The 25,857-nt window shown below is 61.9% G+C and carries 27 protein-coding genes and 1 tRNA gene; 12 read left to right on the plus strand and 16 right to left on the minus strand.

The annotated features are described in order from the left end of the window. The first annotated feature begins 58 nt into the window (after positions 1-58). Both BLV18_RS10520 and BLV18_RS10525 read left to right on the plus strand, forming a co-directional pair. Complete coding sequence (locus BLV18_RS10520) at positions 59-1,363, plus strand: MFS transporter (RefSeq protein ID WP_090358347.1); 1,305 nt, start codon at positions 59-61, stop codon at positions 1,361-1,363. Positions 1,364-1,504: 141 nt separating this feature from the next. Next, positions 1,505-1,780: a DUF1652 domain-containing protein gene (locus tag BLV18_RS10525; protein WP_049859541.1), complete on the plus strand. Its 276-nt coding sequence runs from the start codon at positions 1,505-1,507 to the stop codon at positions 1,778-1,780. On the opposite strand, the gene BLV18_RS10530 is transcribed toward BLV18_RS10525, so the two are convergent. The 3 genes from BLV18_RS10530 to BLV18_RS10540 all read right to left on the minus strand — a co-directional run bounded on the left by BLV18_RS10530 (position 1,767) and on the right by BLV18_RS10540 (position 5,136). Beyond that, a complete protein-coding gene (locus BLV18_RS10530; protein ID WP_244156844.1) occupies positions 1,767-2,831 on the minus strand; it encodes a hypothetical protein in 1,065 nt (354 codons plus the stop codon). The two genes, BLV18_RS10525 and BLV18_RS10530, sit on opposite strands and share 14 nt — an antisense overlap. After that, positions 2,824-3,894 (minus strand): glycosyltransferase family 4 protein, encoded by a 1,071-nt coding sequence (locus tag BLV18_RS10535; protein ID WP_244156846.1) that lies wholly within the window; start codon positions 3,892-3,894, stop codon positions 2,824-2,826. The genes BLV18_RS10530 and BLV18_RS10535 overlap by 8 nt, the downstream gene beginning before the upstream one ends. A gap of 189 nt (positions 3,895-4,083) precedes the next feature. Beyond that, positions 4,084-5,136 carry an NAD(P)-dependent alcohol dehydrogenase gene (locus BLV18_RS10540; protein WP_049859820.1) on the minus strand — a complete coding sequence of 351 codons (1,053 nt, stop codon included), beginning with the start codon at positions 5,134-5,136 and terminating at the stop codon, positions 4,084-4,086. A 170-nt stretch (positions 5,137-5,306) separates the two neighbouring features. Between BLV18_RS10540 and BLV18_RS10545 the strand changes: the two genes are divergently transcribed. Then, a complete protein-coding gene (locus BLV18_RS10545; RefSeq protein WP_090358354.1) occupies positions 5,307-6,191 on the plus strand; it encodes an AraC family transcriptional regulator in 885 nt (294 codons plus the stop codon). Positions 6,192-6,691: 500 nt separating this feature from the next. Here the strand turns inward: BLV18_RS10545 and gntR are convergent, their stop codons facing one another. Next, on the minus strand, positions 6,692-7,708 hold the full coding sequence (gntR, locus tag BLV18_RS10550) for an HTH-type transcriptional regulator GntR (protein WP_090358356.1): 1,017 nt from the start codon (positions 7,706-7,708) through the stop codon (positions 6,692-6,694). Positions 7,709-7,889: 181 nt separating this feature from the next. On the opposite strand from gntR, the gene BLV18_RS10555 reads away from it, so the two are divergent. Next, the gene (locus BLV18_RS10555) at positions 7,890-8,420 is read left to right on the plus strand and encodes a gluconokinase (protein WP_049859536.1); all 531 of its coding nucleotides are present in this window, start codon (positions 7,890-7,892) and stop codon (positions 8,418-8,420) included. 105 nt (positions 8,421-8,525) lie between these two features. After that, on the plus strand, positions 8,526-9,878 hold the full coding sequence (locus BLV18_RS10560; RefSeq protein WP_056842757.1) for a GntP family permease: 1,353 nt from the start codon (positions 8,526-8,528) through the stop codon (positions 9,876-9,878). 80 nt (positions 9,879-9,958) lie between these two features. Here BLV18_RS10560 and araH read toward each other — a convergent pair whose 3' ends face one another. The 3 genes from araH to BLV18_RS10575 all read right to left on the minus strand — a co-directional run bounded on the left by araH (position 9,959) and on the right by BLV18_RS10575 (position 13,523). Continuing rightward, positions 9,959-10,924, minus strand: coding sequence for an L-arabinose ABC transporter permease AraH (gene araH / locus BLV18_RS10565; protein ID WP_043189427.1), 966 nt, complete (start codon positions 10,922-10,924; stop codon positions 9,959-9,961). A gap of 21 nt (positions 10,925-10,945) precedes the next feature. Next, a complete protein-coding gene (gene araG, locus BLV18_RS10570) occupies positions 10,946-12,445 on the minus strand; it encodes an L-arabinose ABC transporter ATP-binding protein AraG (RefSeq protein ID WP_090358358.1) in 1,500 nt (499 codons plus the stop codon). 76 nt (positions 12,446-12,521) lie between these two features. Then, positions 12,522-13,523 (minus strand): substrate-binding domain-containing protein, encoded by a 1,002-nt coding sequence (locus tag BLV18_RS10575; RefSeq protein ID WP_090358360.1) that lies wholly within the window; start codon positions 13,521-13,523, stop codon positions 12,522-12,524. 292 nt (positions 13,524-13,815) lie between these two features. Between BLV18_RS10575 and BLV18_RS10580 the strand changes: the two genes are divergently transcribed. Together BLV18_RS10580 and BLV18_RS10585 are read left to right on the plus strand one after the other, a co-directional pair. Then, positions 13,816-14,967, plus strand: a complete 1,152-nt coding sequence (locus tag BLV18_RS10580; RefSeq protein WP_167375932.1) for an aldose epimerase family protein — start codon at positions 13,816-13,818, stop codon at positions 14,965-14,967. Positions 14,968-15,288: 321 nt separating this feature from the next. Then, positions 15,289-16,584, plus strand: a complete 1,296-nt coding sequence (locus tag BLV18_RS10585; protein WP_090358362.1) for an MFS transporter — start codon at positions 15,289-15,291, stop codon at positions 16,582-16,584. On the opposite strand, the gene BLV18_RS10590 is transcribed toward BLV18_RS10585, so the two are convergent. From BLV18_RS10590 to BLV18_RS22605, 3 genes are all read right to left on the minus strand, one after another. Beyond that, positions 16,585-16,854: a DUF1652 domain-containing protein gene (locus BLV18_RS10590; protein WP_090358364.1), complete on the minus strand. Its 270-nt coding sequence runs from the start codon at positions 16,852-16,854 to the stop codon at positions 16,585-16,587. A 141-nt stretch (positions 16,855-16,995) separates the two neighbouring features. Then, on the minus strand, positions 16,996-17,163 hold the full coding sequence (locus BLV18_RS22355) for a DUF6021 family protein (protein WP_167375933.1): 168 nt from the start codon (positions 17,161-17,163) through the stop codon (positions 16,996-16,998). A gap of 47 nt (positions 17,164-17,210) precedes the next feature. Beyond that, on the minus strand, positions 17,211-17,336 hold the full coding sequence (locus BLV18_RS22605; RefSeq protein ID WP_090358366.1) for a hypothetical protein: 126 nt from the start codon (positions 17,334-17,336) through the stop codon (positions 17,211-17,213). 184 nt (positions 17,337-17,520) lie between these two features. Here BLV18_RS22605 and BLV18_RS10600 point away from each other — a divergent pair, with 184 nt between their 5' ends. Together BLV18_RS10600 and BLV18_RS10605 are read left to right on the plus strand one after the other, a co-directional pair. Continuing rightward, positions 17,521-18,807 carry a DUF2254 domain-containing protein gene (locus BLV18_RS10600; RefSeq protein WP_090358368.1) on the plus strand — a complete coding sequence of 429 codons (1,287 nt, stop codon included), beginning with the start codon at positions 17,521-17,523 and terminating at the stop codon, positions 18,805-18,807. A 121-nt stretch (positions 18,808-18,928) separates the two neighbouring features. Then, complete coding sequence (locus BLV18_RS10605; protein WP_090358371.1) at positions 18,929-19,468, plus strand: hypothetical protein; 540 nt, start codon at positions 18,929-18,931, stop codon at positions 19,466-19,468. Between the two features lie 100 nt (positions 19,469-19,568). Here BLV18_RS10605 and BLV18_RS10610 read toward each other — a convergent pair whose 3' ends face one another. Together BLV18_RS10610 and BLV18_RS10615 are read right to left on the minus strand one after the other, a co-directional pair. After that, a complete protein-coding gene (locus BLV18_RS10610; protein WP_043189409.1) occupies positions 19,569-19,817 on the minus strand; it encodes a CsbD family protein in 249 nt (82 codons plus the stop codon). Positions 19,818-19,977: 160 nt separating this feature from the next. After that, the gene (locus tag BLV18_RS10615; protein WP_049859527.1) at positions 19,978-20,655 is read right to left on the minus strand and encodes a glycosyltransferase family 2 protein; all 678 of its coding nucleotides are present in this window, start codon (positions 20,653-20,655) and stop codon (positions 19,978-19,980) included. Positions 20,656-20,898: 243 nt separating this feature from the next. Between BLV18_RS10615 and BLV18_RS10620 the strand changes: the two genes are divergently transcribed. Next, positions 20,899-21,549 (plus strand): DUF2238 domain-containing protein, encoded by a 651-nt coding sequence (locus BLV18_RS10620; RefSeq protein ID WP_090358373.1) that lies wholly within the window; start codon positions 20,899-20,901, stop codon positions 21,547-21,549. A 13-nt stretch (positions 21,550-21,562) separates the two neighbouring features. Here BLV18_RS10620 and BLV18_RS22360 read toward each other — a convergent pair whose 3' ends face one another. Continuing rightward, positions 21,563-21,730, minus strand: coding sequence for a hypothetical protein (locus tag BLV18_RS22360; protein ID WP_167375934.1), 168 nt, complete (start codon positions 21,728-21,730; stop codon positions 21,563-21,565). A gap of 91 nt (positions 21,731-21,821) precedes the next feature. Continuing rightward, positions 21,822-21,912: transfer RNA gene (locus BLV18_RS10625), tRNA-Ser, on the minus strand. Between the two features lie 142 nt (positions 21,913-22,054). Between BLV18_RS10625 and BLV18_RS10630 the strand changes: the two genes are divergently transcribed. Continuing rightward, positions 22,055-22,726: a Bax inhibitor-1/YccA family protein gene (locus BLV18_RS10630; RefSeq protein ID WP_043189407.1), complete on the plus strand. Its 672-nt coding sequence runs from the start codon at positions 22,055-22,057 to the stop codon at positions 22,724-22,726. 159 nt (positions 22,727-22,885) lie between these two features. After that, entirely contained in the window at positions 22,886-24,250 is a 1,365-nt protein-coding gene (locus tag BLV18_RS10635; protein WP_090358376.1) for a nucleobase:cation symporter-2 family protein, read from the plus strand. 11 nt (positions 24,251-24,261) lie between these two features. On the opposite strand, the gene BLV18_RS10640 is transcribed toward BLV18_RS10635, so the two are convergent. Further along, positions 24,262-25,128, minus strand: coding sequence for a site-specific integrase (locus BLV18_RS10640; protein WP_236707060.1), 867 nt, complete (start codon positions 25,126-25,128; stop codon positions 24,262-24,264). Between the two features lie 140 nt (positions 25,129-25,268). Further along, positions 25,269-25,676 carry an SRPBCC family protein gene (locus BLV18_RS10645; protein WP_090358380.1) on the minus strand — a complete coding sequence of 136 codons (408 nt, stop codon included), beginning with the start codon at positions 25,674-25,676 and terminating at the stop codon, positions 25,269-25,271. Positions 25,677-25,857 lie beyond the last annotated feature (181 nt).

A 25,857-nucleotide genomic window follows, 5' to 3' on the forward strand; every position in this document is an offset into this window, starting at 1 on the left:
CGTTGATTCAGCACCCTCTACCTGTTGCGACAATTACAAAATGCTCAGGAGTCAGATCATGCAGAGCCAGACCGCGAAACTCGCCAGCCGTCGCTGGTGGTACATCATGCCGATCGTTTTCATCACCTACAGCTTGGCCTATCTGGACCGGGCCAACTATGGTTTCGCCGCCGCCTCGGGCATGGCCGCCGACCTGAACATCACGCCGGGGCTGTCCTCGCTGCTCGGTGCCCTGTTCTTCCTGGGTTACTTCTTCTTCCAGGTACCCGGCGCCATCTACGCGCAACGACACAGCGTCAAGCAACTGATCTTCGTCAGCCTGATCCTCTGGGGCAGTTTGGCGACCCTGACCGGCGTGGTGTCCAGCGCCTACTGGCTGATCGTGATCCGCTTCATGCTCGGGGTGGTCGAAGCCGTGGTCATGCCAGCGATGCTGGTATACCTGTGCCACTGGTTCACCCGTGCGGAACGCTCACGGGCCAACACCTTCCTGATCCTCGGCAACCCGGTGACGATGCTGTGGATGTCGGTGGTGTCCGGTTATCTGATCCAGCATTACAGCTGGCGCTGGATGTTCATCATCGAAGGGCTGCCGGCGGTGATCTGGGCATTCATCTGGTGGCGCCTGGCCGACGACCGCCCGGCGCAGGCCAAATGGCTCAACCAACAGGAAAAAGATGACCTGCAAGCCGCCTTGGCCGCCGAACAGGTGGGCCTCAAGCCGGTGAAGAACTATGCCGAAGCCTTCCGCTCGGGCAAGGTGATCACGCTGTCGCTGCAGTTTTTTCTGTGGAGCGTGGGCGTCTACGGCTTCGTGCTGTGGCTGCCCTCGATTCTCAAGCAGGGCGCGCAGATGGACATGATCGAAGCCGGCTGGCTGTCGTCCCTGCCCTACCTGGCAGCGGTGATCGGCATGTTGGTGGTGAGCTGGTTTTCCGACCGTCTGCAAAAGCGCAAACGCTTCGTCTGGCCGCCACTGCTGCTGGCCGCGCTGGCCTTCTATGGTTCTTACGCGCTGGGCAGCGAACACTTCTGGTGGTCCTATGCGCTGCTGGTGATCGCCGGGGCCTGCATGTACGCGCCCTACGGGCCTTTCTTCGCCATCGTGCCGGAAATCCTCCCGGCCAACGTGGCTGGCGATGCCATGGCGCTCATCAACAGCATGGGCGCCCTGGGCTCGTTCGCCGGTTCCTACCTGGTCGGCTATCTGAACGCCAGCACGGGCAACCCCGGCGCGTCGTACCTGTTGATGAGCGGCGCCTTGCTGCTTTCGGCCCTGTTGACCCTGCTGCTCAAGCCCAGCGGCTGTGATCTGGAGGTAAAACAATCGACGACGGCAGGCCTGAAACCCTGCAAACACTGACCCAGATCATGAAACTCGATGAAATCATTCTGGAATCGCGGCAAACCACACAGCTGTCATCCAAGGGGTGCTACGTTTAATACTCCAAACGCAGCACTCGACAGGCCATCGGTCCGGATAGCCTGTCCCACGGCAGGCGACATGCGACAGGTGGGCGCGATGAACAAGATGACATTCCCCAATGCGTGCCAGGTGATGCGCTGGCACTTTCACCCCATGGGTTTCGAGGGCAGCATGGATGCGCCCAGCAGCATGGTCGCCCGGCTGTTCGATCGCAGCAGCGGCGAAACGCTGCTGACCATCGCCGGTCTGCCCTGCGCGGCCGTCATGAACGCCGCCGACGTGGAGCGCATCATCGAGGCGGTGGAAGCCGAACTCGAGGCCTTCATTCCGCCTCAGGCGCTCAAGGCGGGCTGAGGGCTGTGCCGAAATGACTCCGCACAGTGGCCTGAATGATCCCGGCGGCGGCCTGCGCGGCCTGGTCATTGAGCAGCGCCTGCCAGGCGCTGGGCCCGGGCAGATGCCGGGCTCGCTTCAGCAGGGCCGGCCAGTCCTGCGCAGCCGGCACGCCGTCCACTCCCAGTGCCACCCCCAACCGCTTCAGTTGCATGGCCTGCAGACGTTGCTCATCGAACGGACGCTGCTCGGCGATCGCGATCAGGCGTCCACCCAGGTGGGCCACTTCGGCAACGACGTTATCGCCCGCACTGCCCACCACGATCTCGGCGCGCAGCAACTCGGGCAATGGATCGGCCAACTGCCCCAACAGCGTCAGGTTGACGGGTAATGACAGGTCACTGCTTGGCAGCGGCCCGGCCACGCGAAATCGGTACTGCGGACAGCAATCAGCAATGGCCACCAGGGAATCCACGGTAAACGCCGTGCCGCCCTGCCCAGTGATCACCAGCACGCTGCCCTGCTCGGCCCCCACGTGTGCGCGGTCCTGCCCACTGTAACGGGACACCCAGCCGCAGTGATGGGTCTTGCTCGACACCCAATCGGGCATCTGGCTGCACTCCATGGCCGCCGGATAAGGCGCCAACAGACGCGATGCCGAAGCATAGGCTTGCAAGTGAGCAGTGTCGGTGCGTTCACCGTGCTGACGTATGTACACGCACGGCACACCAAACAGGCGCGCCAGCATCGCCACTTCGACCGATACGTCCACCACCAGCAGGCACGGCCAGGCGTTGCGCATCCAGTCGGCCAAAATCCCCATGCGCTCACGCAGACCGTCGACGGCCAGAGGTGCGTAATGCAGCGCGGGAAAGCTTTCGACGTGCATGCCTGGTGCCGTATCACCGGGCAAGAGCAGGCTTTTGACGTTTGCCGGATACGGACCCTCAGGCAAACGCGAACCGATCAAGGTGACGTCGCAGTCCAGGTGGCGGGCGATGGCCAACGCGCGCATGCCATGGCCCGACCCGTGGTGGTGAACGTAGTAGCCGACCTGCGGACGTTCACGCACCGGCTTGGGCCACCTGCCGCAGCAGCGCATCGTAGCGATCGAGCATGACCTCGTGGCTCCACTGCGTTTCGGCATGCAGGCGGCAAGCCAGGCGCGACTTGCGCCGAGCCAGGCGCAGCGCCTGGGCCAGGCCCTCGACATCGCCGCCCGCAGCCAGCGCACCGGTGGCATCGGTCAGCAGATCGCCAACAGCACCACGGGCAAAGGCGGCCACCGGCGTGCCGCAGGCCAGGGCTTCTGCCACCACCAGACCGAAGGGTTCTTCCCAGCAAGGTGTGACCAGCGCCGCGGAGGCACTGGCCAATTCGATGGCCAGCTCTTCGCGCCCCAGATGGCCAAGGTACTGGCACTGGTCACTCAAGCGCGGCTGGATCTGTTCCTTGAAGTAGCGAGGATCGACCGCCTGACCGGCCAGGCGCAACGGCACACCCGCCAGCTTCGCGGCGTCCATGGCCAAGTGGGCGCCCTTGTCGGGTACCAGTCTTCCGAACCAGATGGCGTGTTCCAGCGGTGCAGCGCGCGGTGACCAGGTCTGCAGGTCGATACCATTGGGAATGATGTGGCACTCGGGTATGACGTCCTTCCACTGCCGTGCATTAGCCTCGGAAATGGTCGAGAAATGCCCCGCACGGCGTTCGCCACTGTAGGCATTGATCAGCTCGAAGAACGGTGGTGTGTGCAATACCGTCAGCATCGGCGTGCGAATCATCGATGCCATGGTCGCGGGCACGTAGTGCAGGCTGTTGTTGAAGATGACATCGAAGCGACGGTCGTCGATGTTCTGCATGGCCTTGAGGTAGGCGTGGTGCTCCTCGATGTACTCGGAACTCAGGCACGCACGGCGACCATCTTTATAGGTGGCGTCGTCCCACACCGGCACGATATTGAGGGCTGGGTCACTGGATGAGCTGGCGAACAGGGTGACGTCGTGCCCACGTTGCATCAGCCCGGACGTCACATCGTGGGTGAACGCTTCCAGGCCGCCGGCGAACGGCTGACGAATGGGATGTTTGATGTGCGTCAGCACACCGATGCGCAACGGGCGAGCGGAAGATGAAGACATCGAGGACGTTCCTGGCACGGATTGCAGCTTTGAGGCTGCGGCACAGGAATGGTTGCATCTAAAGCGCCCCCTTGCCCCCTGTAGCAGCGGCGCGAGCCGCGTCCCGGTCAATGCGGTCACCTAGACACACCGCATTGGCCGCCGACGCGGCTCGCGCCGCTGCTACAGGGCAAGGTCGACGAGACCGTGTCAGGCCTTGAGGCTGGCCATGTCGATCACGAAGCGGTACTTCACATCACCGGCGTGCATCCGCTCGAAGGCTTCGTTGATGTTCTTGATGTCCAGCATTTCGATATCACAGGTGATGTTGTGTTCGGCGCAGAAATCCAGTACTTCCTGGGTTTCCTTGATGCCACCGATCAACGAGCCGGCCAGCACACGGCGCTTGAGCACCAGGTTGGCTGCGTGCAGCGCAGGGTCTACCGGCTGGATCAACCCGACCAGAATGTGCACGCCGTCGAAACGCAGGGTTTCCAGGTAGGGGTTCAGGTCGTGAGGCACCGGAATGGTGTCGAGCAGGAAGTCGAAGGTTTCGGCAGCGGCTTTCATTTGCTCGGCATCGGTCGACACGATGACATGGTCCGCGCCCTGGCGGCGGCCTTCGGCAGCCTTGCTCGCCGAACGGGTGAACAGCGTCACTTCGGCGCCCAGCGCCTTGGCGAACTTGATGCCCATGTGGCCCAGGCCACCCATGCCCAGAATGCCGACCTTGTCACCCGGCTTGACGCCGTAGTGCTTGAGAGGCGAATAGGTGGTGATGCCTGCACAGAGGATCGGCGCAGCGTTGGCCGCATCGAGGCCGTCGGGAATGCGCACCACGAAGTTCTCGCTGACCACGATGCTGTCCGAGTAGCCGCCCATGGTGTTGGTGCCATCGATACGGTCGGGCGTGGCGTAGGTCATGGTCGGACCTTCCAGGCAGTATTGCTCGAGGTCGGCGTGACAGGCATCGCAGTGCTGGCACGAGTCGACCATGCAGCCCACGCCCACGCGGTCACCGACGGCGTACTTCTGCACCTGGTCTCCGACGGCGACCACACGGCCAACGATCTCGTGGCCCGGTACCAGCGGATACACGGCGATGCCCCAGTCGTTGCGAGCCTGGTGCAGGTCGGAGTGGCAGACGCCGCAGAATTCGATGGCGATGCTGACGTCGTCGGGGCGCAGGGCACGACGTTCGAAGCTCAAGGGAGCCAGTGGCGTGGTGGGCGAAAGCGCGGCGTAGCCGAGTGCCTTGGACATGTTGAAACCTCTCGAAACGAAGATGATCAGGCGCCGATTGTGGCCCTCACGCGCGCTCGCGGCCATGTCCGATCCTGCGCGATGCATGCCCATTCCTCCGAGCACCCCGCAAACGGGGCCCGAACGTGCGATCATGGACGACTGATTTCATGCCTGATCCGTGGTATCCCATGAGCCTGACCAAACACCTCGACGCCAACGCCCGCTTGGTGGATCTGATCCGTCCGCTGGCCGTTGCCGATGACTGGATCCCTACCTCCATCGACGGCTTGCGGGTGGTTTCGTGCCGCAGCCATATCGCGCGCACCGCGCAGATCTATGAACCCAGCCTGATGGTGATCGCCCAGGGCAGCAAGCTGGCGTACCTGGGCGAGCGCACCCTGGAGTATGGCGCGGGGCATTACCTGATCCAGGCCCTGCCGGTGCCGTTCGAGTGCGAGACCTTCGCCAGTGAGCAGCTACCTCTGCTCGGTGTGTCGATACCGATCGATCGAACGTTGCTGGGTGAACTGGTGCTGGCCATGGAGCCCGGGCCGAGTCAGGCGCAGACCACCGAGTCGATGACCGCCGTGCCGCTGGACGACCCCATGCGCGGGGCCGTAGAGCGGCTGCTGCAGTGTCTGCACGATTCTCAGGACCGCTTGGCCATGGGCCAGGCTCGCCTGCGCGAAGTCCTCTATACCGCTTTGCGCGGGCCCAACGGACATGTGTTGCGGGCCTTGGTGGAGCAACAGGGGCAATTCGCCCGCATCGCTGGCGCGTTGTCCTGGCTGCATGCGCATTACGAAGAGCCGTTGCAGGTCGACGACCTGGCCCGTCGCGCGAACATGAGTGCCTCGACCTTCCACGAGCATTTCAAGCGCAACACCCTGGCCTCGCCGGTGCAATACATCAAGCGCCTGCGCCTGCTCAAGGCCCGCGCGCTGCTGGTGGCCGACGGGATGAACGTCAGCCAGGTCGCATTGAGGGTGGGCTACCAGAGCAGTTCGCAGTTCAGCCGCGAGTACAAGCGCCTCTTCAACCACAGCCCCGGCCAGGAACGCGACCTGCGCTGAATTCCAGCGCGACATCAAGTACCGCCCCACCCCTGTAGCAGCGCCGCAAGCCGCGTCCGGCTTCACCACGTGGCATCAGACACACCGCATCCACCGCCGACGCGGCTCGCGCCGCTGCTACAGAGGCACCGCGATCCGCTGTGGGAGCGGGCTCTGCCCGCGAAGGGCGCGCTGCGGTACAACAGGCAGACCGCATCCACCGCCGACGCGGCTCGCGCCGCTGCTACACAAGCGCCGCGATCCCCTTGTGGGAGCGGGCTCTGCCCGCGAAGGCCGCGCTGCGGTACAAAAGGCAGACCACACCCACCGCCGAAGCGGCTCGCGCCGCTGCTATACAAGCGCCGCGATCTCCTGTAGCAGCGGCGCAAGCCGCGTCCGGCCTCACCGCGTGGCATCAGACACACCGCATCCTCCGTCGACGCGGCTCGCGCCGCTGCTACAGAGGCACCGCGATACCCTGTAGCAGCGGCGCAAGCCGCGTGACATCAGGCGTTCCGCCGTCAGGTTTCGCGCACGACCAATTCGAAGCCCAGATCGATCGCCTGGGCGCAATGACGCTTGCCATCCATGCTGTCGAGCAGCATCTGCGCCGCCTTGCGGCCGATTTGCGCACGCGGGGTGCGGATCGAGGTCAAGCGCGGTACCAGGTGGGCCGACCCCGGCAGATCATTGAACCCCACCATGCCGACCCGATCCGGAACGGCAATGCCCTGGCGCTGTGCTTCGTAAATGGCACCCTGGGCCAGATCGTCGTTGCAGAAGAACACGCCGTCCACGTCCGGATGCCGACGCATCAGGTCGGCGAACAACTCGCCACCCAGGCCGATCGACGAAGGCTGCGGGCACAGCACTTCAAGTTGCGGATCGTGCACCCCTGCCGTCTCGAGCGCCGCCCTGAATCCCTCGGCCCGCTGCATCACGCGTGGATCGAGCTGTGCTGCCACGTACCCCAGGCGCCGGCGCCCGGCATCCAGCAGATGCCGCGCCGCCACACTTCCGGCCTGCTCTTGGGAAAAACCGACGCAGGCGCCTTGGCCATCAGCACCCAACTCCATCATGTGCACGCACGGCACACCGCTGTTGTGCAACATGACCTGGGAGCGTTCGCTGCGGCTCATGCCCGTCAGCAGCATCCCACCCGGCTTGTAGGCCAGGTAATTGCGAATGAGGTTTTCTTCTTCGTCGACATCGTAATGGTAGTTGCCGATAAGCACTTCCAGCCCACGCGGACGCATCACTTCATGGATGGCTTCCAGTGTGTCGATGAACAATTGGTTGGAGAGAGAAGGAATGAGCACCACCACCGACTGACTCTGCGCCGACGCCAGCGCCCGTGCCGCCGGATTGACCACGTAACCCAGTGCTTGCGCGGCTTCCAGCACTTTGCTGGCCAGTTGTGGAGCAACCGTGGACACCCCGCGCAATGCGCGCGAAGCGGTAATGGGAGAAACACCTGAAAGTTTGGCAACTTCGGCCAGGGTCGGCAGGCCGGTTGCGCGTGAGCCGATTCGCGCCATGATTCTTGTTGTTATCTACTTGCAATGAAAAAGAGTTGAGGTAAGGTAGCGCTGTCTCGAATCCAGAGCAATAATGATTTGTGCCTTGCTATTACTGCAGGCTGCACCAGACTGCTTTGACAAGATCAATAAGATGAGGGCGCCGTATCCATACCCGGTGCGCCCCAGCAGGAGTGACTTGATGAATGCCCCTCTGAACGCTTTGGTGGTGATGGGAGTATCCGGCTGCGGCAAGAGCAGCGTCGGTGCCGCCATCGTCGGTCGCAGCGGCGGCCGCCTGATCGAAGGCGACAGCTTTCATCCCGAAGCCAACATCGCCAAGATGAGCGCCGGCACTCCCCTCGACGACCAAGACCGCGCCGGCTGGCTGCTGCGTCTGGGCGAAGAAATGCGCGCCTGTATCGAATCGGGACAGCGCCCGGTACTGACCTGCTCCGCCCTCAAGCTCAAGTATCGCGAAACCCTGCGCAATGCCGTGCCCGGCCTGGGCTTCGTGTTTCTCGAACTGACCCGCGAAGAAGCCGCCAATCGCGTTGCTCACCGGCCCGGTCACTTCATGCCGGCCAGCCTCATCGACAGCCAGTTCGCTACCCTGGAACCGCCCACCGGTGAAGCATTGACCCTGCCCCTGGATGCCACAGTCCCCATCGTGGAGCTGGCGCAGCAGGTGGAAAACTGGCTGGTCGAGCATGGCGCCTCCACGCTGGCTTGAACGGCTTTTGAAGACAGCGCTGTCTGAGCTTTCCGCGCGGCAGCGCCCGATGTTCCCAACCACAACCGTTGCGCCCACAACAACGACAACACGAGGCAGACCTTTATGTTTGGCTTAGCTCACGACACCTACTTGCTGCTTGATGCACTGGTCACCATCATTGGTCTGATCGTGCTCATCACCCAGTTCAAGGTTCACCCCTTCGTCGCCCTGACCATCGCGGCGATCTTCCTGGGCCTGACATCCGGTCTGCCGGTGGTCAAGGTCATGAAGTCGTTCCAGGATGGCTTCGGTGGGGTCCTTGGCTTCGTCGGCATCATCCTCGCGCTGGGCACCATGCTCGGCAAACTGATGGCCGACTCGGGCGGCGCCGACCAGATCGCGCAGACCTTGATCCGCAAGTTCGGGGTCAAGCGCATCCACTGGGCGATGATGTTCTCCGCTTTCCTGGTGGGCATCCCACTGTTCTTCGAGATTGGCTTCGTGCTGCTGATCCCGCTGGTGTTCATCGTCGCCCGCCGTTCCGGCGTGTCGCTGGTGAAGATCGGCATCCCGCTGCTCGCCGGCCTGTCGGTGGTGCACGGGCTGGTCCCGCCACATCCGGGCCCGCTGCTGGCCATCGGCATCTTCAACGCTGATATCGGCAAGACCATTCTCTACGGCCTGATCGTCGGCCTGCCCACCGCGATGATCGCCGGCCCGATCTTCGGTTCGTTCATCTCCAAATACATTCCGGGCAACCCTTCCAAGGAACTGATGGACCAGATCGCCAAGGAGTCGGACAACCAGAACCTGCCCAGCTTCGCAGTGACCCTGATCACCATCCTGCTGCCCGTGTTCCTGATGATGCTCAAGACCTTCGCCGACGTGGCGCTGCCGGCGGAAAACCTGTTCCGCCAGTGGATGGACTTCATCGGTCACCCGATCACCGCCCTGCTCGCTGCCCTGCTGCTGGCCTTCTACACCTTCGGCGTGGCGCGCGGTTTCGACCGGGCGAAGATCATGAAGCTGCTGGACCAGAGCCTGGCGCCCACTGCGGCCATCGTGCTGATCGTCGGTGCCGGCGGTGGCTTCAAGCAGATGCTGGTCGACACCGGCGTGGGCAACATCATTGGGCAGATGGCCGTGCAGGCCGAGGTCAACCCGATCCTGCTGGCCTGGCTGGTCGCTGCGGTGATTCGCGTCGCGACCGGTTCGGCGACGGTGGCAACCATCACCGGCGCGGGCATCGTGGCCCCGGTCATCGGCATGATGCCCGGCGTCAACCGTGAGCTGCTGGTACTGGCTACCGGCGCCGGCTCGGTGATCCTGTCCCACGTCAATGACGCCGGTTTCTGGCTGGTCAAGCAGTACTTCAACATGACCGTCACCGAAACCCTGAAGACCTGGACCGTGATGGAAACCATCCTGTCGGTGGTAGGCCTGATCTTCATCCTGCTGCTGTCGCTGGTGGTCTGATCCCCAGCCCGCTCCCACACGAGTACAGTTCATTTCACTCTGTGGGAGCGGGTCTCTGCCCGCGAAAGCCGCCCCGCAAATCAACGCCGCTTCAAACGATCGATGATCACCGCGATCAACAGGATCGTCCCGCGAATCACGTACTGATAGAACGTGTCGATGTTCTTCAGGTTCATCGCGTTCTCGATGATCGCCAGAATCAGCACCCCGGCGATCACATGACGGATCATGCCGATCCCCCCTGCCAGCGACACCCCGCCCAGCACACACGCCGAAATCACCGTCAATTCGAAGCCCTGGCCGATCATTGGCTGGCCCGAGGTCATGCGCGACGCCAGTACCACACCGGCCAACGCACCGATCACGCCATGTACGGCGAAGATGATGATCTTGGTGCGATCCACATGCACACCGGCCAACAAGGCAGCTTCCTGGTTGCCGCCGATGGCCATGGTGTTACGGCCATAGGTGGTGTAGTTGAGCAGCCAGCCGAAGAAGATGAAGCAGACGATGGTGATCAGAATCGGCACCGGTACGCCCAGCAACTGACCGTTACCGAAGACGAAGAAGTCCTCCTGCATCACTCCGACCGCTTTGCCGTTGGAAAAGATATAGGCCAGCCCGCGCACGATCTGCATGGTGGCCAGGGTCGCGATCAGCGCATTGATGCGCAGCTTGGCGATGACGATGCCGTTGATCAGACCGACGATCAGCCCCATCAACAGAGCCGCGCCAACGCCCAGCAACACGCTGTCGGTGTCGCGCATGACCACCGCCGCAATCACCCCTGCGCAGGCGATCACCGAACCCACGGACAGGTCGAAGTGCCCCGACGCCAGGCAGTAGAGCATGGTGCAGGCGGCGATCCCGGTGGTGGAAATGGCCAGCCCGAGCCCGCGCATGTTCAGTGGCGAGAGAAAATTGTCGATGAACATCGTGCACAGCACGAAAATCGCCAGCGCCGCGAGCAGCATGACCCACTCGTCCAGAAAGCGGCGCAGGTTGAGCCCTTGGCGGGGCGCCGGCAGCGTGTTTTGCGTAGACATATGCACCTCTATTGTTATTGTTCAGCCGCGAGTGCGCGGCAGTGCCAATTGCAGCAACCTGGATTCCTGCGCCTCTTCGCGCAAAACTTCACCGGTCAGCGCCCCTTCGCTCATCACCAGGATGCGATCGCTGATGCCGATCACCTCCATCAAGTCGCTGGACACCACGATCACCGCGATGCCGTCGGCGGCCAGCCCATGAATGATCTGGTAGATCTCGGCCTTGGCGCCGATGTCGATGCCGCGCGTGGGCTCGTCGAGCAGCAACACTTTCATTGGCATCGACAGCCATCGGCCGAGAATGGCCTTCTGCTGGTTGCCGCCTGAGAGGTACATGATCGGCTGCTCGGCAGACGGGGTCTTGATGTTCAGCGCCTTGATCTGGCGCGCGGCGTTTTCCTTCTCCCACGGGCCCTGCACCAGGCAGCCCAGTGTGAGATGGCGGTCGCGGGCACCGATGTTGATGTTCTCGGCAACGCTGGCCAGCGGCACGATGCCTTCTTTCTTGCGGTCTTCGGGACACAGCAGAATGCCCGCGGCGATGGCGTCCCGTGGGTTGGCCAGGGTCAGCGCGCGGCCGTCCAGGGTCAGGCTGCCGGCCTTGCTCGTCGCCAATCCGGACAGCAGCCGCAAAAGCTCGGTGCGGCCCGCCCCCACCAGACCGAAGAAACCCAGTACTTCGCCTTTGGCAACACTGAAGCTGATCGGCTCCTGCAACCCTGGGCCCAGCAAGCCCTCGACACGCAGTGCCTCGCCCTGGTGAGGACGGGCACGATAGTTGTAGATGTCCTGGATATCGCGGCCGACCATGCAGGTCACCAACTGGTCATGGGTCAGCTGGGCCATGTCGTCGAAGGTGCGCACGTAGCGCCCGTCCTTGAACACCGTCACCGCGTCGCAGATGCGGAATATCTCTTCCATGCGATGGGACACGTACAGCACCACCCTGCCCTCGTCGCGCAGCTTGGCGATGATCGCCATCAGCCGATCGATCTCTCGCGCCGAAAGGCTACTGGTCGGTTCGTCGAAGGCAATCACATGGGCATTGCGCGACATGGCCTTGGCGATCTCCACCAACTGCCGCTGCCCCAGCGACAGACTGCCCAGCCGCTGGCGCGGATCGATCTCGTCGGCCAGCCCGGCCAGCAATTCGCTCGCGCGGCGCAGCATGGCGCCGCGATCGATCAAGCCGAACCGCGACGGCATGTGCCCAAGCAACAGATTCTCGGCAACGCTCATTTCCGGCACCAGATGCAGTTCCTGGTGGATCACCGCCACGCCACTGCCGATGCTTTCCGCTGCGGATTTGAAGACCAGGGTCTGAGCGCCGATCTGCAGGCTGCCGACACTGGGCGGGTAGGCACCGCCGAGTATCTTGAGCAGGGTTGACTTGCCGGCACCGTTTTCGCCCATCAGCGCATGGACACTGCCGGGACGGACTTCGAAGTTGATGTCCGACAGAGCGCGCACGCCTGGAAAATTCTTGCCGATACCGTTGAAACGCAATGACTCTACACGCATGGATACCACTCCAGAGCAGGCATCACGGCAGGCCGTGAAGAAGCGGCCTCTGCCGAGGCAGAGGCCATGGGTCAGATCAGTTCCACAAACCGATCTTTTCCAGTTCCTGCTTGAAGTTCTCGCGCGTGATCAGGGTCACGTCATCCATGGCGGTGTATTTGGGCGGTTCTTTGCCGGTGGTGACCCACTCGAACATCATGCTCGCCGAGTTGTAGCCCTCGGTGTGGGGGCTGGGCAGCATCGAGCCGAAGAAGCCGCTGTTGGCTTTCTTCAGTTCACCGATGGCATCGGTGCCATTGATGCCGATACCGATCACGTTGGCAGCAGCGAACCCGGCGCTTTCGGTGGCGCGCACGCCGCCCAGCACGGTGTTGTCGTTCATGCCGCCGATGATCAGGTTCTTGGCGCCAGCCGGCAGCTTGACCAGGGTCGAGTTGGTGGCGTCCATGCTGCCCGGCACGTCGAGGGTCTTCTGCGGGGCGAAAAGGATGTGATCAGTCGGCAGACCAGCAGCCTGCAAGGCTTTCACCGAACCGTCGGTGCGCTTCTTGCCGGTGTCCAATTCGTTGTAGGTGTTGATGATCGCGTAGGTGTCTTTCCAGTCCCAGCCGCGCTTCTTGGCTTCCCCGGCCATGGCCATGCCTTGTTTCTCTCCGACCTCGAAGGCCGCCATGCCCAGGTAGGGCACATCCTCCATGAACTGACCCTTGGCATCGACGAAGCGATCGTCGACGGCCATTACCTTCATGTCGTTGAGCTTGGCCTTGGCGACGATGGCAGGGCCCAGCGCCACATCCGGCGGGCAGATGACGAAGCCCTTGACGCCGTTGGCGGCCAGGCTGTCGATAGCGGAAAGGGTTTTCTCGCCGTCGGGCACGGCGATCTTGATGACCTTGAAGCCTTTGTCCTTGCCGGCTTTTTCGGCGAAGGCCCACTCGGTCTGGAACCAGGGCTCTTCAGCCTGCTTGACCAGGAAACCGATCTTGACCTCTTCGGCCCAGGAAGCCGCTGAGCCTGCGAACATCGCGGCGGTCAGGGCGGCACAGCACAGGGAACGGATCCCGTGACGACTCAACATAGCTAACTCCTTATTTTTATTGAATAGCTACAGCGTCCAGCAACATCAGCGAATAGTCATACCATATATCAGGATGTGCATTTGTAACGTAACGTCACGTTTATGCCGTCGAGGGCGGCGTGTCTTCGATCCTGTCAGAAATGACACCACGATCGATCTGCTAAATAGTATTACCATTTATTTTTACGGACGTCGAATTTCAGCTATACCTGCCAGTGCCGCCATCGCCGGAGCCCGGTTGTCCAACCCCGGGATCCAGCCATTTCCTATAAAAAACTACGGAACGCCTTACATGCCTATTCATCAAAAACTGCTCAGCGCCATTGGATTGACCCTCATGACTGCTTCTATTTCTGCCCACGCGGCAGGCTTGACTTCGACCCGCGAAAGCTTCGGCGCGCTGCCCGACGGCACGCCGCTGGAAAAAATCACCCTGAGCAACAGCCATGGTATGAAAGCCAGCATCATCACCTACGGCGCGACCCTGCAGGCGCTGCAGGTCCCTGACAAAAAGGGCGAGGTTGCGGATGTGGTACTGGGTTTCGATGACATCAAGGGCTACCAGGCCAACCCCACCGTGTATTTCGGCGCCACCATCGGCCGCTTTGGCAACCGGCTGGCCGACGGCAAGTTCAGCCTGGATGGGCAGACCTATTCGGTGCCGCTCAATGACAAGAGCAATGCACTGCACGGCGGTACCCGTGGTTTCGACAAGCACGTATGGGCCGTGGAGGCCAAACAGGATGCCGACCGTGTCGCTGCGACTTTCACCTATCGCTCGCCCGACGGTGACATGGGCTTTCCCGGCACGCTGGCGACCGAAGTCACCTACAGCCTGAACGAGCGCAACGAGCTGCGCGTGGAGTACAAGGCCACGACCGACAAGCCGACCGTGCTCAACCTGACCAACCACAGCTATTTCAACCTGGCCGGCGCCGGCAGCGGCGATGTGCTCAAGCAGGTTGCGACCCTGCATGCGAGCCGCTACACACCGGTGACGGCGAAGTTGATTCCCACCGGCGAGCTGGCGCCGGTGAAAGGCACGCCGATGGATTTCCTGGCGCCCACTGCCATTGGCAAGAACATCCAGGCCAAGCATGAGCAATTGACCTTCGCCGAGCCCAAACAGGGTGGCTTCGATTTCAACTGGGTACTGGACACCCAAGGCGACCTGAAGCGCCAAGCGGCGAAGGTGACCGACCCGGCATCGGGCCGCACCCTGACCCTGTACACCACCGAACCGGGTGTGCAGTTCTACACCAGCAACTTCCTCGACGGCACGGTTCGCGGCAAAGGCGGCAAGCTGTACCCGCACTGGGGCGCTTTCACCCTGGAAACGCAACACTTCCCCGATGCGCCCAACCAGCCCAACTTTGCCAGCACCCGCCTGAATCCCGGCCAGACCTACACCCAGACCACGGTGTTTGCGTTTTCAGCGCAATGATTGCCCGTTCGCGGCCGCGGATCGTGGCCGCATTTTCGCTGGGCAAAAAAAACCACCGCACTGACGTGAGGTGGCTGAAATTAACCAAAGAGAGTCGAAGCAGAGCACTTGGCCAGTCGCCATGCGGGGGGAAGAATCAGCGCCTGGCCATGTATTCATCTTCGACAGCAAAGATACCAGCGCAGACAACCCGCCACTATTGCGTTCGTCAATAGTCATTATCGACATATCGAGCGCATCTTTCGTAGTCACCATCGCGACTGTACCTGCACACCCCCGACATCATCACGTACACTCAATTACGTTAACATCTTGAAACGTATGCGCTCATTGCGTGACCCATTGACTGGCACAAGAACGTCGACTTTGAAACGCACCTCTACCGCTATCTTTTCCCAGCCCGGTTTCCGCGCTTTCCTCATGGTGCGCCTTGCGGCCATGTTCGCCATGCAGATCCAGGCGATCGTCGTTGCCTGGCACATGTACGACATGACTCGCCATCCGTTGACCCTGGCCTACGTCGGCCTGGCTCAGTTCATACCCATGGTGCTGTTACTGCTGCCAGCGGGCGATCTGCTGGACCGCTTCGATCGACGCCGAATTCTGCAGATCAGTTGGGGGGTGTCTGTGCTCTCCTCGGCCGCCCTGCTCTGGTTGGCCCTGACTGAAACCGTCGACACCTGGCCGTACTATGTCGCGCTGTTCGTGTTCGGCTGCACCCGTGCCTTCACCGGGCCGGCGGTTCAGAGCCTGTTGCCGCAGATCGTCGCCCGCGAACACCTGGCTCAGGCCATCGCCACCAACAGCATGATCATGAAAGTAGCGGTGATCGCCGGCCCATTGCTGGGCGGGCTGTTGTATGCCGCTATCGGCGGCTGGACGTTCGGCGTCTGCCTGCTGGGCTTCGCGATCGGTGTCCTGCTGTTGCAGTGGGTACCCAGCGTGCGCATCGTTCGCCCGGTCGACGATCAGACCACTGCGGTGAGTCGCTTCACCGCCGGTATCCGCTTCATCACCTCACGACCCATCATTCTGGGCGCGATCTCTCTGGACCTGTTCGCAGTGCTGCTGGGTGGCGTCGTCGCTCTGCTGCCGATCTATGCCGCCGAAATCCTGCATGTGGGCCCGGCCGGGCTTGGTCTGCTGCGCAGCGCCATCGCACTGGGCGAGCTGGGCATGGGTTTCTATTTGAGCATCCGGCCGCTCAACGCGCGCATGGGCCAGCGCATGTTCCTGGCTGTGGCGGTGTTCGGCGTGGCCAACCTGGTGTTCGCCTTGTCGACCTGGTTCTGGGTGTCCTGCGCGGCACTGTTCGTCGCGGGTGCAGCGGACATGATCAGTGTGTACATCCGCTCTTCGTTGATCCAGTTCGCCACCCCCGATGACATGCGCGGACGGGTCAGCGCGGTCAATATGCTGTTCATCGGTTCTTCGAACGAGTTGGGCGAGTTTCGCGCCGGCGTCAGTGCTACCGCGCTGGGCACCGTACCGGCGGCGCTGTTCGGCGCCATCAGTACCTTGGTGATCGTGGGGCTGTGGACGCGCTTGTTCAGGCCGCTCTGGACCATCGAGAACAACGAGCAGGCCCTGCCGGAACGTCAGAAGCAGCCAGGCTGATCAAGGCCTGGCGGCACCGCGCGGGGCGTTGCGGCGGAACCACTCTTGATTGGCTTTGAGCTCGGCACGCAGTTGGGCCACCAGTTCCGCGATGGCGCGGCTGTTGGACAGCGGCTGGGTATTCACGCCTACCATCAGCAGGTCGACCTGCCCACTGGCCGGGTCCGATACCTCGACCGTCATGGTGCCGCCGGGATTCAACGTGCAATGACAGCACAGCGGGGCAAAACTGGCTTCGACGATGCGGCGCATTTCGTTGGTGGGAATCATGTCGCGGTTCTCCTGGCAATGTCATGGCTGGAGACTTGTCGCAGCGTGCGTGCGCCGTCACGGGACTTGGAAGGCGCAGACACGCTTCACGCGTGGTCACGGCAGGCACACGGCGAGCGCTGCCTGCACAGGCTAACAGAGTCAGTCCTTGGTGCCATAGGGCGGATACGCGTCTGTGTCACCCGTCTCGTCGGATTGCTCGCTTTCAGGCTTCTTTGCTGGCTTCGGCGGATCGATCTGCGGATCGGCCAGATCGGGTGAGTCCGGGTCGAAACCCAGGTCGTCGTCGGGCTTGGTGTCGTTGCTCATAAATGCTCCGGTCGTGGGTGTGCCAATCGGTGGGATGCCTGGGTGCCTCAGGCCACCCCTGGTGGAATCCCGTCCTTGTTGAAGTCCTTGAGGCGCTCCTTTTCTTCCGGTGTGGAATGGGCAGGGGTCTGATCCTCGGTGTCCTCGGCGGGCGGTTGCTTGTCATCGGCCATGATCGGTTCCTGTCGGTGAGGGCTTCAAGACTGTGAGCCTGCGGACCGATCGTGGGTTCCGTCCAATGTCACAGCGCTGTGACTGACGCATCGGCAGCATGAAACTTTCACCGAGGTCAGGGACTCAATGTGCAGCCGCGCCTCTACGAGCGCTGCAGGCATATGACTACCCGAGGAATACACGATGATCGCTCGCTGGCGCTGGGCCCTGGGTCAGATGACCAAACGCTTGTGGTTTCGCGCGAGCCTGTTTTCCCTCGCGGGCATCGCCACGGCGCTGATCGCCATCGTCTTCAAGGATTTCGTTCCCGCCGACCTGCCGACGCGGATCGGTGCCGACTCGGTCGACAAGATCCTGGCAATCATCGCCTCCAGCATGCTCGCGGTGACCACCTTTTCGCTCAGCACCATGGTCAGTGCCTACAGTGCCGCCAGCAGCGGCGTGACGCCTCGGGCGACCTCGCTGGTCATGGAGGACACCACCACCCAGAACGCCCTGGCGACCTTCATCGGCTCCTTCCTGTTCAGCCTGGTCGGCATCATCGCCTTGAGCACCGGAGCCTATGGCGCGCAAGGGCGGGTGGTGCTGTTCGCCGTCACCATCGTCATGATCATCCTGATCGTCTATACCCTGCTGCGCTGGATCGATCACCTGTCGAAGCTCGGCCGCGTCGGCGAGACCATCGACCGCGTCGAAGCCGCGGCGCTGCAATCACTGAAGAACCGCGCGCAATGGCCGTACATGGGGGCTGCGCCCTACCCTGTCGATCAGGCCCTGACGACGGCCGGTCACAGCGTGCGCAGTGATCAGACCGGCTACGTCCAGCACATCGACGTCGCCGCGCTCGGCGTCCTGGCCGAGAAGCACGGGCTGCGCATCTATATGGACGTGCTGCCCGGCGCATTCCTGCATCTGGGTGCGCCAATCGCCCGACTCGTGAGCGACGAGGGTGCCCAAACCGGGACCTCCGAGGCGCTCGCACCGGCCATCCGCGACGCCGTGACCGTCGGCCTGCGCCGCAGTTTCGAGCAGGACCCGCGCTTCGGCATTTCGGTGTTGGCAGAAATCGCGTCACGCGCATTGTCGCCGGCCACCAACGACTCGGGGACGGTGATCGACGTGATCGGCCGCGGAGTCAGGTGCCTGACCGCCTGGCACGTTCACGGCACCGTTGAGCACCAACCATCCGAGATAGACGCCAACTGCCAACGCGTCTATGTACATGGCCTGCTGATGGCCGACCTGTTCGATGACTTTTTCACCTTGGTGGCGCGCGACGGCGCAGGGCTTCTGGAAGTCGACATTCGCATGATCAAGGCGCTGATCAGCCTGAACGACATCAGCCCCAACGTGTTCGGCGCGCAATGCCGCCTTCATGCCCAGCGGCTGCTGAAGCGAGCAGATCTCGCCCTGACGCTGGATGAAGAAAAACAACGATTGCATAGCCTGGCCAAGCCATTGCTTGACTGAACATGCCTGCGTCCTACCCCGTGCAATCCGCTTGACCAATGCCCCTGAACTTGTCTCACACGTCAGGGGCCTTAGTTGACACTGCACCTGCAGACAACGGCTGTTCAAACAGGAATCGATTATGAAGATAGCTTGCCTGGCGTGGGGATCACTCGTCTGGAAGCCCGGAGTATTACCGGTCTGCGGTCCGTGGCATGAAGATGGCCCGTGCTTTCCCATCGAGCTTTGCAGAGTGGGAGATGGCGGTGAATTGGCCACGGCAATCTGCCTGAATGCACCCTCCCGCCCCGCGCTTTGGGCCCTGCTGGACAGCGTCAACCTCGAGCACGCCTGCGAGGCGCTGCGTGAACGTGAGCAGATCCCGCGCAGCCGCGACGACGGAATCGGCACCTTCATCCGCAGTGAAACGGACACGGGTGTCATTGCCAGATGGGCTCAAGCCAACGAAGTGGACGCAGTAATCTGGACCGCCCTTCCTCCCCGCTTCGCTGGGATCGAGGCACGGGTGCCCAACGTCGATGACGTGATCGGCTATCTGACGGGATTGACGGGGGAAGTCAGTGAACACGCAAGAGAATACATAGAGCGACTGCCGCAACAAATTGATACGCCTTATCGAGAGGCAATCGAGAACTCGCTGGGCTGGAAAAAACAGATATAAGAGGAAGAACATAGCCGCATTAGTGCGGCACTTCCCGACCGTTCGACCGGCACCGAGCCTGGCATCGAACGATCTGGAAGAAGCAGTGCTACATGACAGATCAGCGACGCAGGAAGCGGCTGACCAGTACGAACACGGCGGCGCCGATGGCCAACGAAGCGCCTGGCTTTTCCTTGACGAAAGCGGACACATTGTTCAAAGCGTCGCCATAGGTCTTGGTCAGTTGGCCAGCCGCTTCGCGACCTGCGCCTTCGGCTTGCAGGGAATGGTCACCGACCAGTTTGCCAACGACGCCTTGAGCCTTGCCAGCAATCTTCTCTGCTACGCCTTCGATCTGTTCGCTTTTCATGTTAGTCCCACCTTGATCAATATTGAGTGACAGTATTTAAAGTATGTAAGCGGAAAAGCTACGTACTTATTGCATCATGTTAGGGCGTTGCGTCCTGCAAATAGTTCCAACGCTATTTTCTACTTTCATCCTTGAAAGATTCCTGCGGACAATCCTTGTGTCAGGGACTCACGGCTTCGAGTGGCGCGCTGATCGACAGCGATCGCAGGTAATCGCCGAATCCTTCGCGACAGCGGCAATCCAGACGTGCGCTGGTGGTCACGCAATTCATGGAAGTCCAGGTGATCGAAGCACCCGCCTCGTTCAGGTCCGCTACCAGATGGACGTCTTCGTGAGCTTTCAGAGGTTTGAAACCGCCCACCTGACGGTACGCCCGAGCGCTGACACCCATATTGGCGCCGTGTACGTGCTTGTGGCCTTCGACAGGGGTGTATAGCGCGTCGTAGCGGGTGCGAACTTCTTCGGCGTGCAGCGACCAGTCATCGATCCGGACCGTGCCGCACACCGCGTCGGTCCGAAAGCGCAGCTGATCCACCAACCAGGTGGCGGGTACCACGGTATCCGCGTCGGTGAACGCGAGCCAGCGCGCGCCCTGCCCCAGCATCAGCTCGGCGCCCGCAGCACGGGTGCGACCGACATTGCAGTGGGATACGTCCAGGCTTTGCACCGGATAGCGGCTGACCACCCGTTGAGTCCCGTCGGTGCATTGATCCAGCACGATGACTACGCAGACCTCTTCACCTGCCAAAGCCGGATGCTCACCCGCAATCAGCAACGACTCGATGCATTGGGCAACCACTGCTTCTTCATTATGGGCTGGGACAATGATTCCGATCATGGACAATACCTGTCGTGGAAGGGCCGGCATCCGGCGGCTGTAAGTCTCTTGACCTATCTATCGCGCGTTCGTTGCAGATAGATACGACGGGTGGTAGTGCGCCAAATGTTCATTCTTTTTTTCGATTCGAACGTTTCCAGCGGGCTCCTGCGGATGGCCGGTCACAGGCAGTCACAAGACCGAGCGAATTAATGAGGGGCCAGGGGATCAACCGAATCAGGAACCTTGGTGAGGCAGGCAGCGATGAACACTCGAACGACCGGCGTGGGCTACCTGCACTGCATTGTGCTGCTGGCCCTGATCGTCTCGGGCTGGCAGCCAGTGGACCGGCAGACCTGGTTGATCGAAAACATCCTGGTACTGGTCGGGGCCGTAGCGGTATGGACCACTCGCAAGCAGTTCTACTGGAGCCGTCGATCGTGGGTCATGGTGATCGGCTTCTTGTGCCTACATGAGGTGGGCACCCACTTCACCTATCCCGAGGTGCCCTACAACTGGGCGGTCTATCTGATCAGCGGTATGGATGTGAATGCCGCGTTCGGCTGGGAGCGCAATCAATACGATCGCTTCGTCCACCTGGCCTATGGACTGCTGCTGAGCTTGCCGCTGCGGGAAATCGTCAGCGAAAAGTGCCATTTGAAGGGTGCTTGGGCGTCGCTGATCGCCTGGTCGCTGGTGCTCTCGACCTCGATGCTCTACGAACTGATGGAGTGGGCTGGGGCTGCGTACGCAGGCGGAGGCGACTCGGCCTTCGTCGGCGCTCAGGGCGATGTCTGGGATGCTCAGAAGGACATGGCGGTGGCCGCGGCGGGCTCGCTGGTGGTGTTGATCTGTCGCGGCCACGCCTTGCGTGACAAGGTTTCGGCCCTGCGCGGCCGCCTGACGCCGAACTGACCGGGCCCAACGGTCAGTGCATCAGCACATAACCCAGCATCTGCTTGGCCAGACGCCACGGCTGCCAGACCGAGAGGTGGTCGAAGAGCCTGCCGGAGTTGCCCATCACACCCATGACGGTCACGTAGACGACGCCCTTCCTGATCAATCTCGATAGCTTCTTCTTGCTGTAGCGCAACAATCAGGACACCTGCACAAGTGAAATTCACAACGTGGCATTTCTGCAGGAGCAGAAACGAAAAAGCCCCGCCAATGCGGGGCTTCACGATGTTTGGCGGGAAACCAGGGATTCGAACCCTGGAGACGCTATTAACGTCCGCCGGTTTTCAAGACCGGTGCATTCAACCACTCTGCCAATTTCCCGATGTCTTGCTGGTTGCTTTGCGGGCGCCATAATACCGTAATGAAACACGCTGTCAAACTCTGGATAGAGCGGCTGCACAGGGGTCTGATATGATCTTTGCATCTGAACGTTTCAGACGTGTTCAATCAAAGGAGTCTCGCCATGCGCGAACAGGATTATGCAGTTAATCAAGGCTCGCAGGTGCAGCAGCTAGAAGTTAGCCGCGTCCTGCGCAACACCTACGGCCTGCTGGCCCTCACCCTGGCTTTCAGTGGTGTAATGGCTTACGTCGCGCAGCAGATGCGCGTCGGCTACCCGAACATCTTCGTCGTGCTGATCGGCTTCTACGGGCTGTTCTTCCTGACCAACAAGCTGCGTGACTCGGCCTGGGGCCTGGTGTCCACCTTCGCCCTTACCGGCTTCATGGGCTTCCTGCTCGGCCCGATCCTCAACCGCTACCTGGGCATGCAGGGCGGCGCCGAAGTGGTCAGCTCGGCGTTCGCGATGACGGCGCTGGTGTTCGGCGGCCTGTCGGCCTACGTGCTGATCACCCGCAAGGACATGAGCTTCCTGGGCGGCTTCATCACCGCAGGCTTCTTCGTGCTGCTGGGTGCGGTGCTGGCGAGCTTCTTCTTCCAGATCGCCGGCCTGCAACTGGCGATCAGCGCCGGCTTCGTGCTGTTCTCGTCGGTGTGCATCCTGTTCCAGACCAGCGCGATCATCCACGGTGGCGAGCGCAACTACATCATGGCTACCATCAGCCTGTACGTGTCGATCTACAACCTCTTCGTGAGCCTGCTGCAGCTGTTCGGCATCATGGGTCGCGACGACTGATCCACGGCTGTGAAGTCGAAGCCCGCCTCGTGCGGGCTTTTTCTTGTCTGCAGCTCACAGAGTCTGCGCAAAAAACCGTTTTGCCGCGTCGACGACGCGCCGTAGAATCGCGCTCTTTTTCCAAGAGCCATCGCGCGCTCGTTTTCCGGAGCCCTTGCCATGACCGCCCCATTGCCGCCCAGCGACGAATTGATCCTGGGCCTGGAAGACCGTCCGCGGCCATTACTGGGCCTGCTTGCCGCCCTGCAGCATCTGCTGGCGATCATCGTGCCGATCGTCACGCCGGGGCTGTTGATCTGCCAGGCGCTCGGCGTCAGTGCCCGTGACACCAACATGATCGTTTCGATGTCACTGGTCATCTCGGGTATCGCCACGTTCGTGCAGTGCCGTCGCATCGGCCCGTTCGGCGCGGGCCTGCTGATCGTGCAAGGCACCAGCTTCAACTTCGTCGGGCCGCTGATTGCCGGTGGTGCATTGATGGTTCAACAGGGCACACCCGTAGAGGCGGTGATGGCGGCCATCTTCGGCGTGGTCATTGCCGGCTCGTTCGTGGAAATCGGCATTTCGCGGATTCTGCCCTTCGTCAAACGACTGATCACCCCCCTGGTCACCGGCATCGTGGTGTTGATGATCGGCCTGACCTTGATCAAGGTCGGGCTGATCAGCATGGGTGGCGGTTTCGGCGCCATGGCCAACGGCACTTTTGCCAACGGTGAAAACCTGATGCTGTCTGGCCTGGTACTGGCGATCATCGTGGTGCTCAATCGGATTCCGGTGACCTGGATGCGCAGTGCGGCCATCGTTATCGCATTGGCCATGGGTTACGCCCTCGCCGGCTACCTGGGTCGATTGGACTTCACCGGCATGCATCAGGCCGCGCTGTTCCAGGTGCCGATGCCTCTGCATTTCGGCCTGGGCTTCTCATGGGCATTGTTCATTCCGATGCTGGTGATCTACCTGGTGACGTCTTTGGAAGCCATCGGTGACGTGACGGCTACCAGCAAGGTGTCGCGCCAACCTGTCGAAGGTCCGCTGTGGATGCAGCGCATCAAGGGCGGCGTCCTGGTCAACGGTGTCAACTCGATGCTGGCCGGGTTGTTCAATACCTTCCCCAGCTCCATCTTCGCCCAGAACAACGGCGTGATTCAGCTCACCGGCATCGCCAGCCGACACATCGGCGTGTGGATCGCGGCGATGCTGATTCTGCTTGGCCTGTTCCCCACCGTCGCCGGAGTGATCCAGGCGGTGCCCGAGCCGGTGCTCGGCGGTGCGGCCATGGTGATGTTCGGGGCGGTGGCTGCGTCGGGTATCAATATCCTCGCCAGCGTCGACCTCGATCGCCGGGCGCTGTTGATCATCGCGGTGTCGCTGGCGCTGGGCCTGGGTGTGGCCCAGGTGCCGGAATTCCTGGCGCACATGCCGGGCGCGCTGCGCAACGTGCTGGAATCCGGCGTGGCCACCGGAGGCATCTGCGCCCTGGTGCTGAACTGGTTCCTGCCGGCCGCACCTGCGGCTCGCCAGTAAGCCGCGCCCGCTCAGAGGTCGAAGCGGTCCACGGCACGCCGACGTTCGTTGTCGTCGCGCATGTCGTAGGCCGCCGTGGTCTGGATGTTGGTGTGGTGCGCCAGTTTCTGGGCGATCGACAGGTCGTGCTCTTCGATCACCCGAGTGATGAACGAGCGGCGGAAATCGTGGGGCATGATCTTCACGCCGACCTGAGCACCGCGCTGCCGGGCGATGTAATAGATGGCGTGTTTGGTGATGCGCTCGCGCGTGATGTGCGCGCCGCGGCGGATTCGGTTGAAGAGGAAGTCGTCGTCCGCCTGACCGGCCGGCAGTTGGCTGCGGCGGAACGCCAGCCAGGTCTGCAGGTGGGTAAAGGCCCAGCTGGGCGCGTACTTGATCAGCTCCTTGTTGCCCTTGCCCACGACCCGCAGGCTGCGCTCGGCGAAGTCGACCTGGGTCAGGTCCAGATTGACCGACTCCGACTTGCGCATGCCCGAGCCATACAGAATCGCGATCACGGCTGCGTCGCGCAGGCCCTGCGGCCGGGGATCGCTGGCGCAGACTTCCATCAGGTCGCGGATCAGACTTCGCTTGAGGTTGCGACCATTGCCCAGGCGCGTGCCCTGCATGGGCTTGACCGAGCGGATCTTGAGCAGGTGATCCTGGTCGATCAGGCTCAGCCGCCAGGCTTCGTTCATGACGCCGCGCACAGCGTTGACGTAGAGCGAGGTGGTGTTGGGCGCATAACCGTCTTCGCGCAGCGCGGCCACCAGCGAGGTGACATGCCCCGGCTCCAGCAGATGCCAGGGGACCTCGCGGATATCGGCGTCCTCGAAGCCGAGGCGGTCGGCTGCGTCCTGCAATACATATTGCATGGTCGTACGGCTGGACGGCATCAGCCGGGCGAGGTATTGCAACAGAGGGTTTTGCAGATCAGACAAACCGTGGGGATCCTTTAGAGCGTCGTGGTGAACACCGAACATTCTAACACCCGCATCCCTGCCTGACCTGCACGCCGTCACCCGGTCGGGTGTGATCAGAAATTGTCGCGCAGTGCCTGCAGGCCGCCTTGATAGACGCCGTCGAAGATTTCCACGGCCTCGGCGTCGGAAATACCTGCCGGGGTGAATCGACCGCCCCACTCCACGCGACTGTTGCCGGCGTCCACTTCGATCACCTTGAGGGTGGCGAGGTAGTCGGTTACCGGGAAAGGACCTTCGGTGATCGAATAGCTGTAGGTACGCGCAGCATTGTCGTAGCTTTCCAGGCGCTCGACGATGACCGTGCCATCCACCGTGGTCAGGTGGCGCAACCGACCATGCTCCTGGGCCTCGCTGTGTTGAATCATCGGCAGCCACTGGGCCAGGGAATTGAACCCGGCCACCAGGTTCCAGACCTGATCGGCCGATGCCGGAATGTCGATGCTCGCTTGCGTGATTGCCATGTCATGGCTCCTGTCGATGAGGTGGGGTACAACGGTAGCGAGCGTTCGAGTGTGCAGCAAGCCGTTAGTGCCTTCGTTCTTGCCTTCGATGGTGCCGCCGGTGCGGCCGGGGCAGCGCACCTGGCTGGGGCGCGAGCAACGGAAACATGGCGCCGAAGCGTTGTCCCATACAAGCCAACCC

It is taken from the genome of Pseudomonas coleopterorum (assembly GCF_900105555.1).
GTDB classification, from domain to species: Bacteria; Pseudomonadota; Gammaproteobacteria; order Pseudomonadales; family Pseudomonadaceae; genus Aquipseudomonas; species Aquipseudomonas coleopterorum.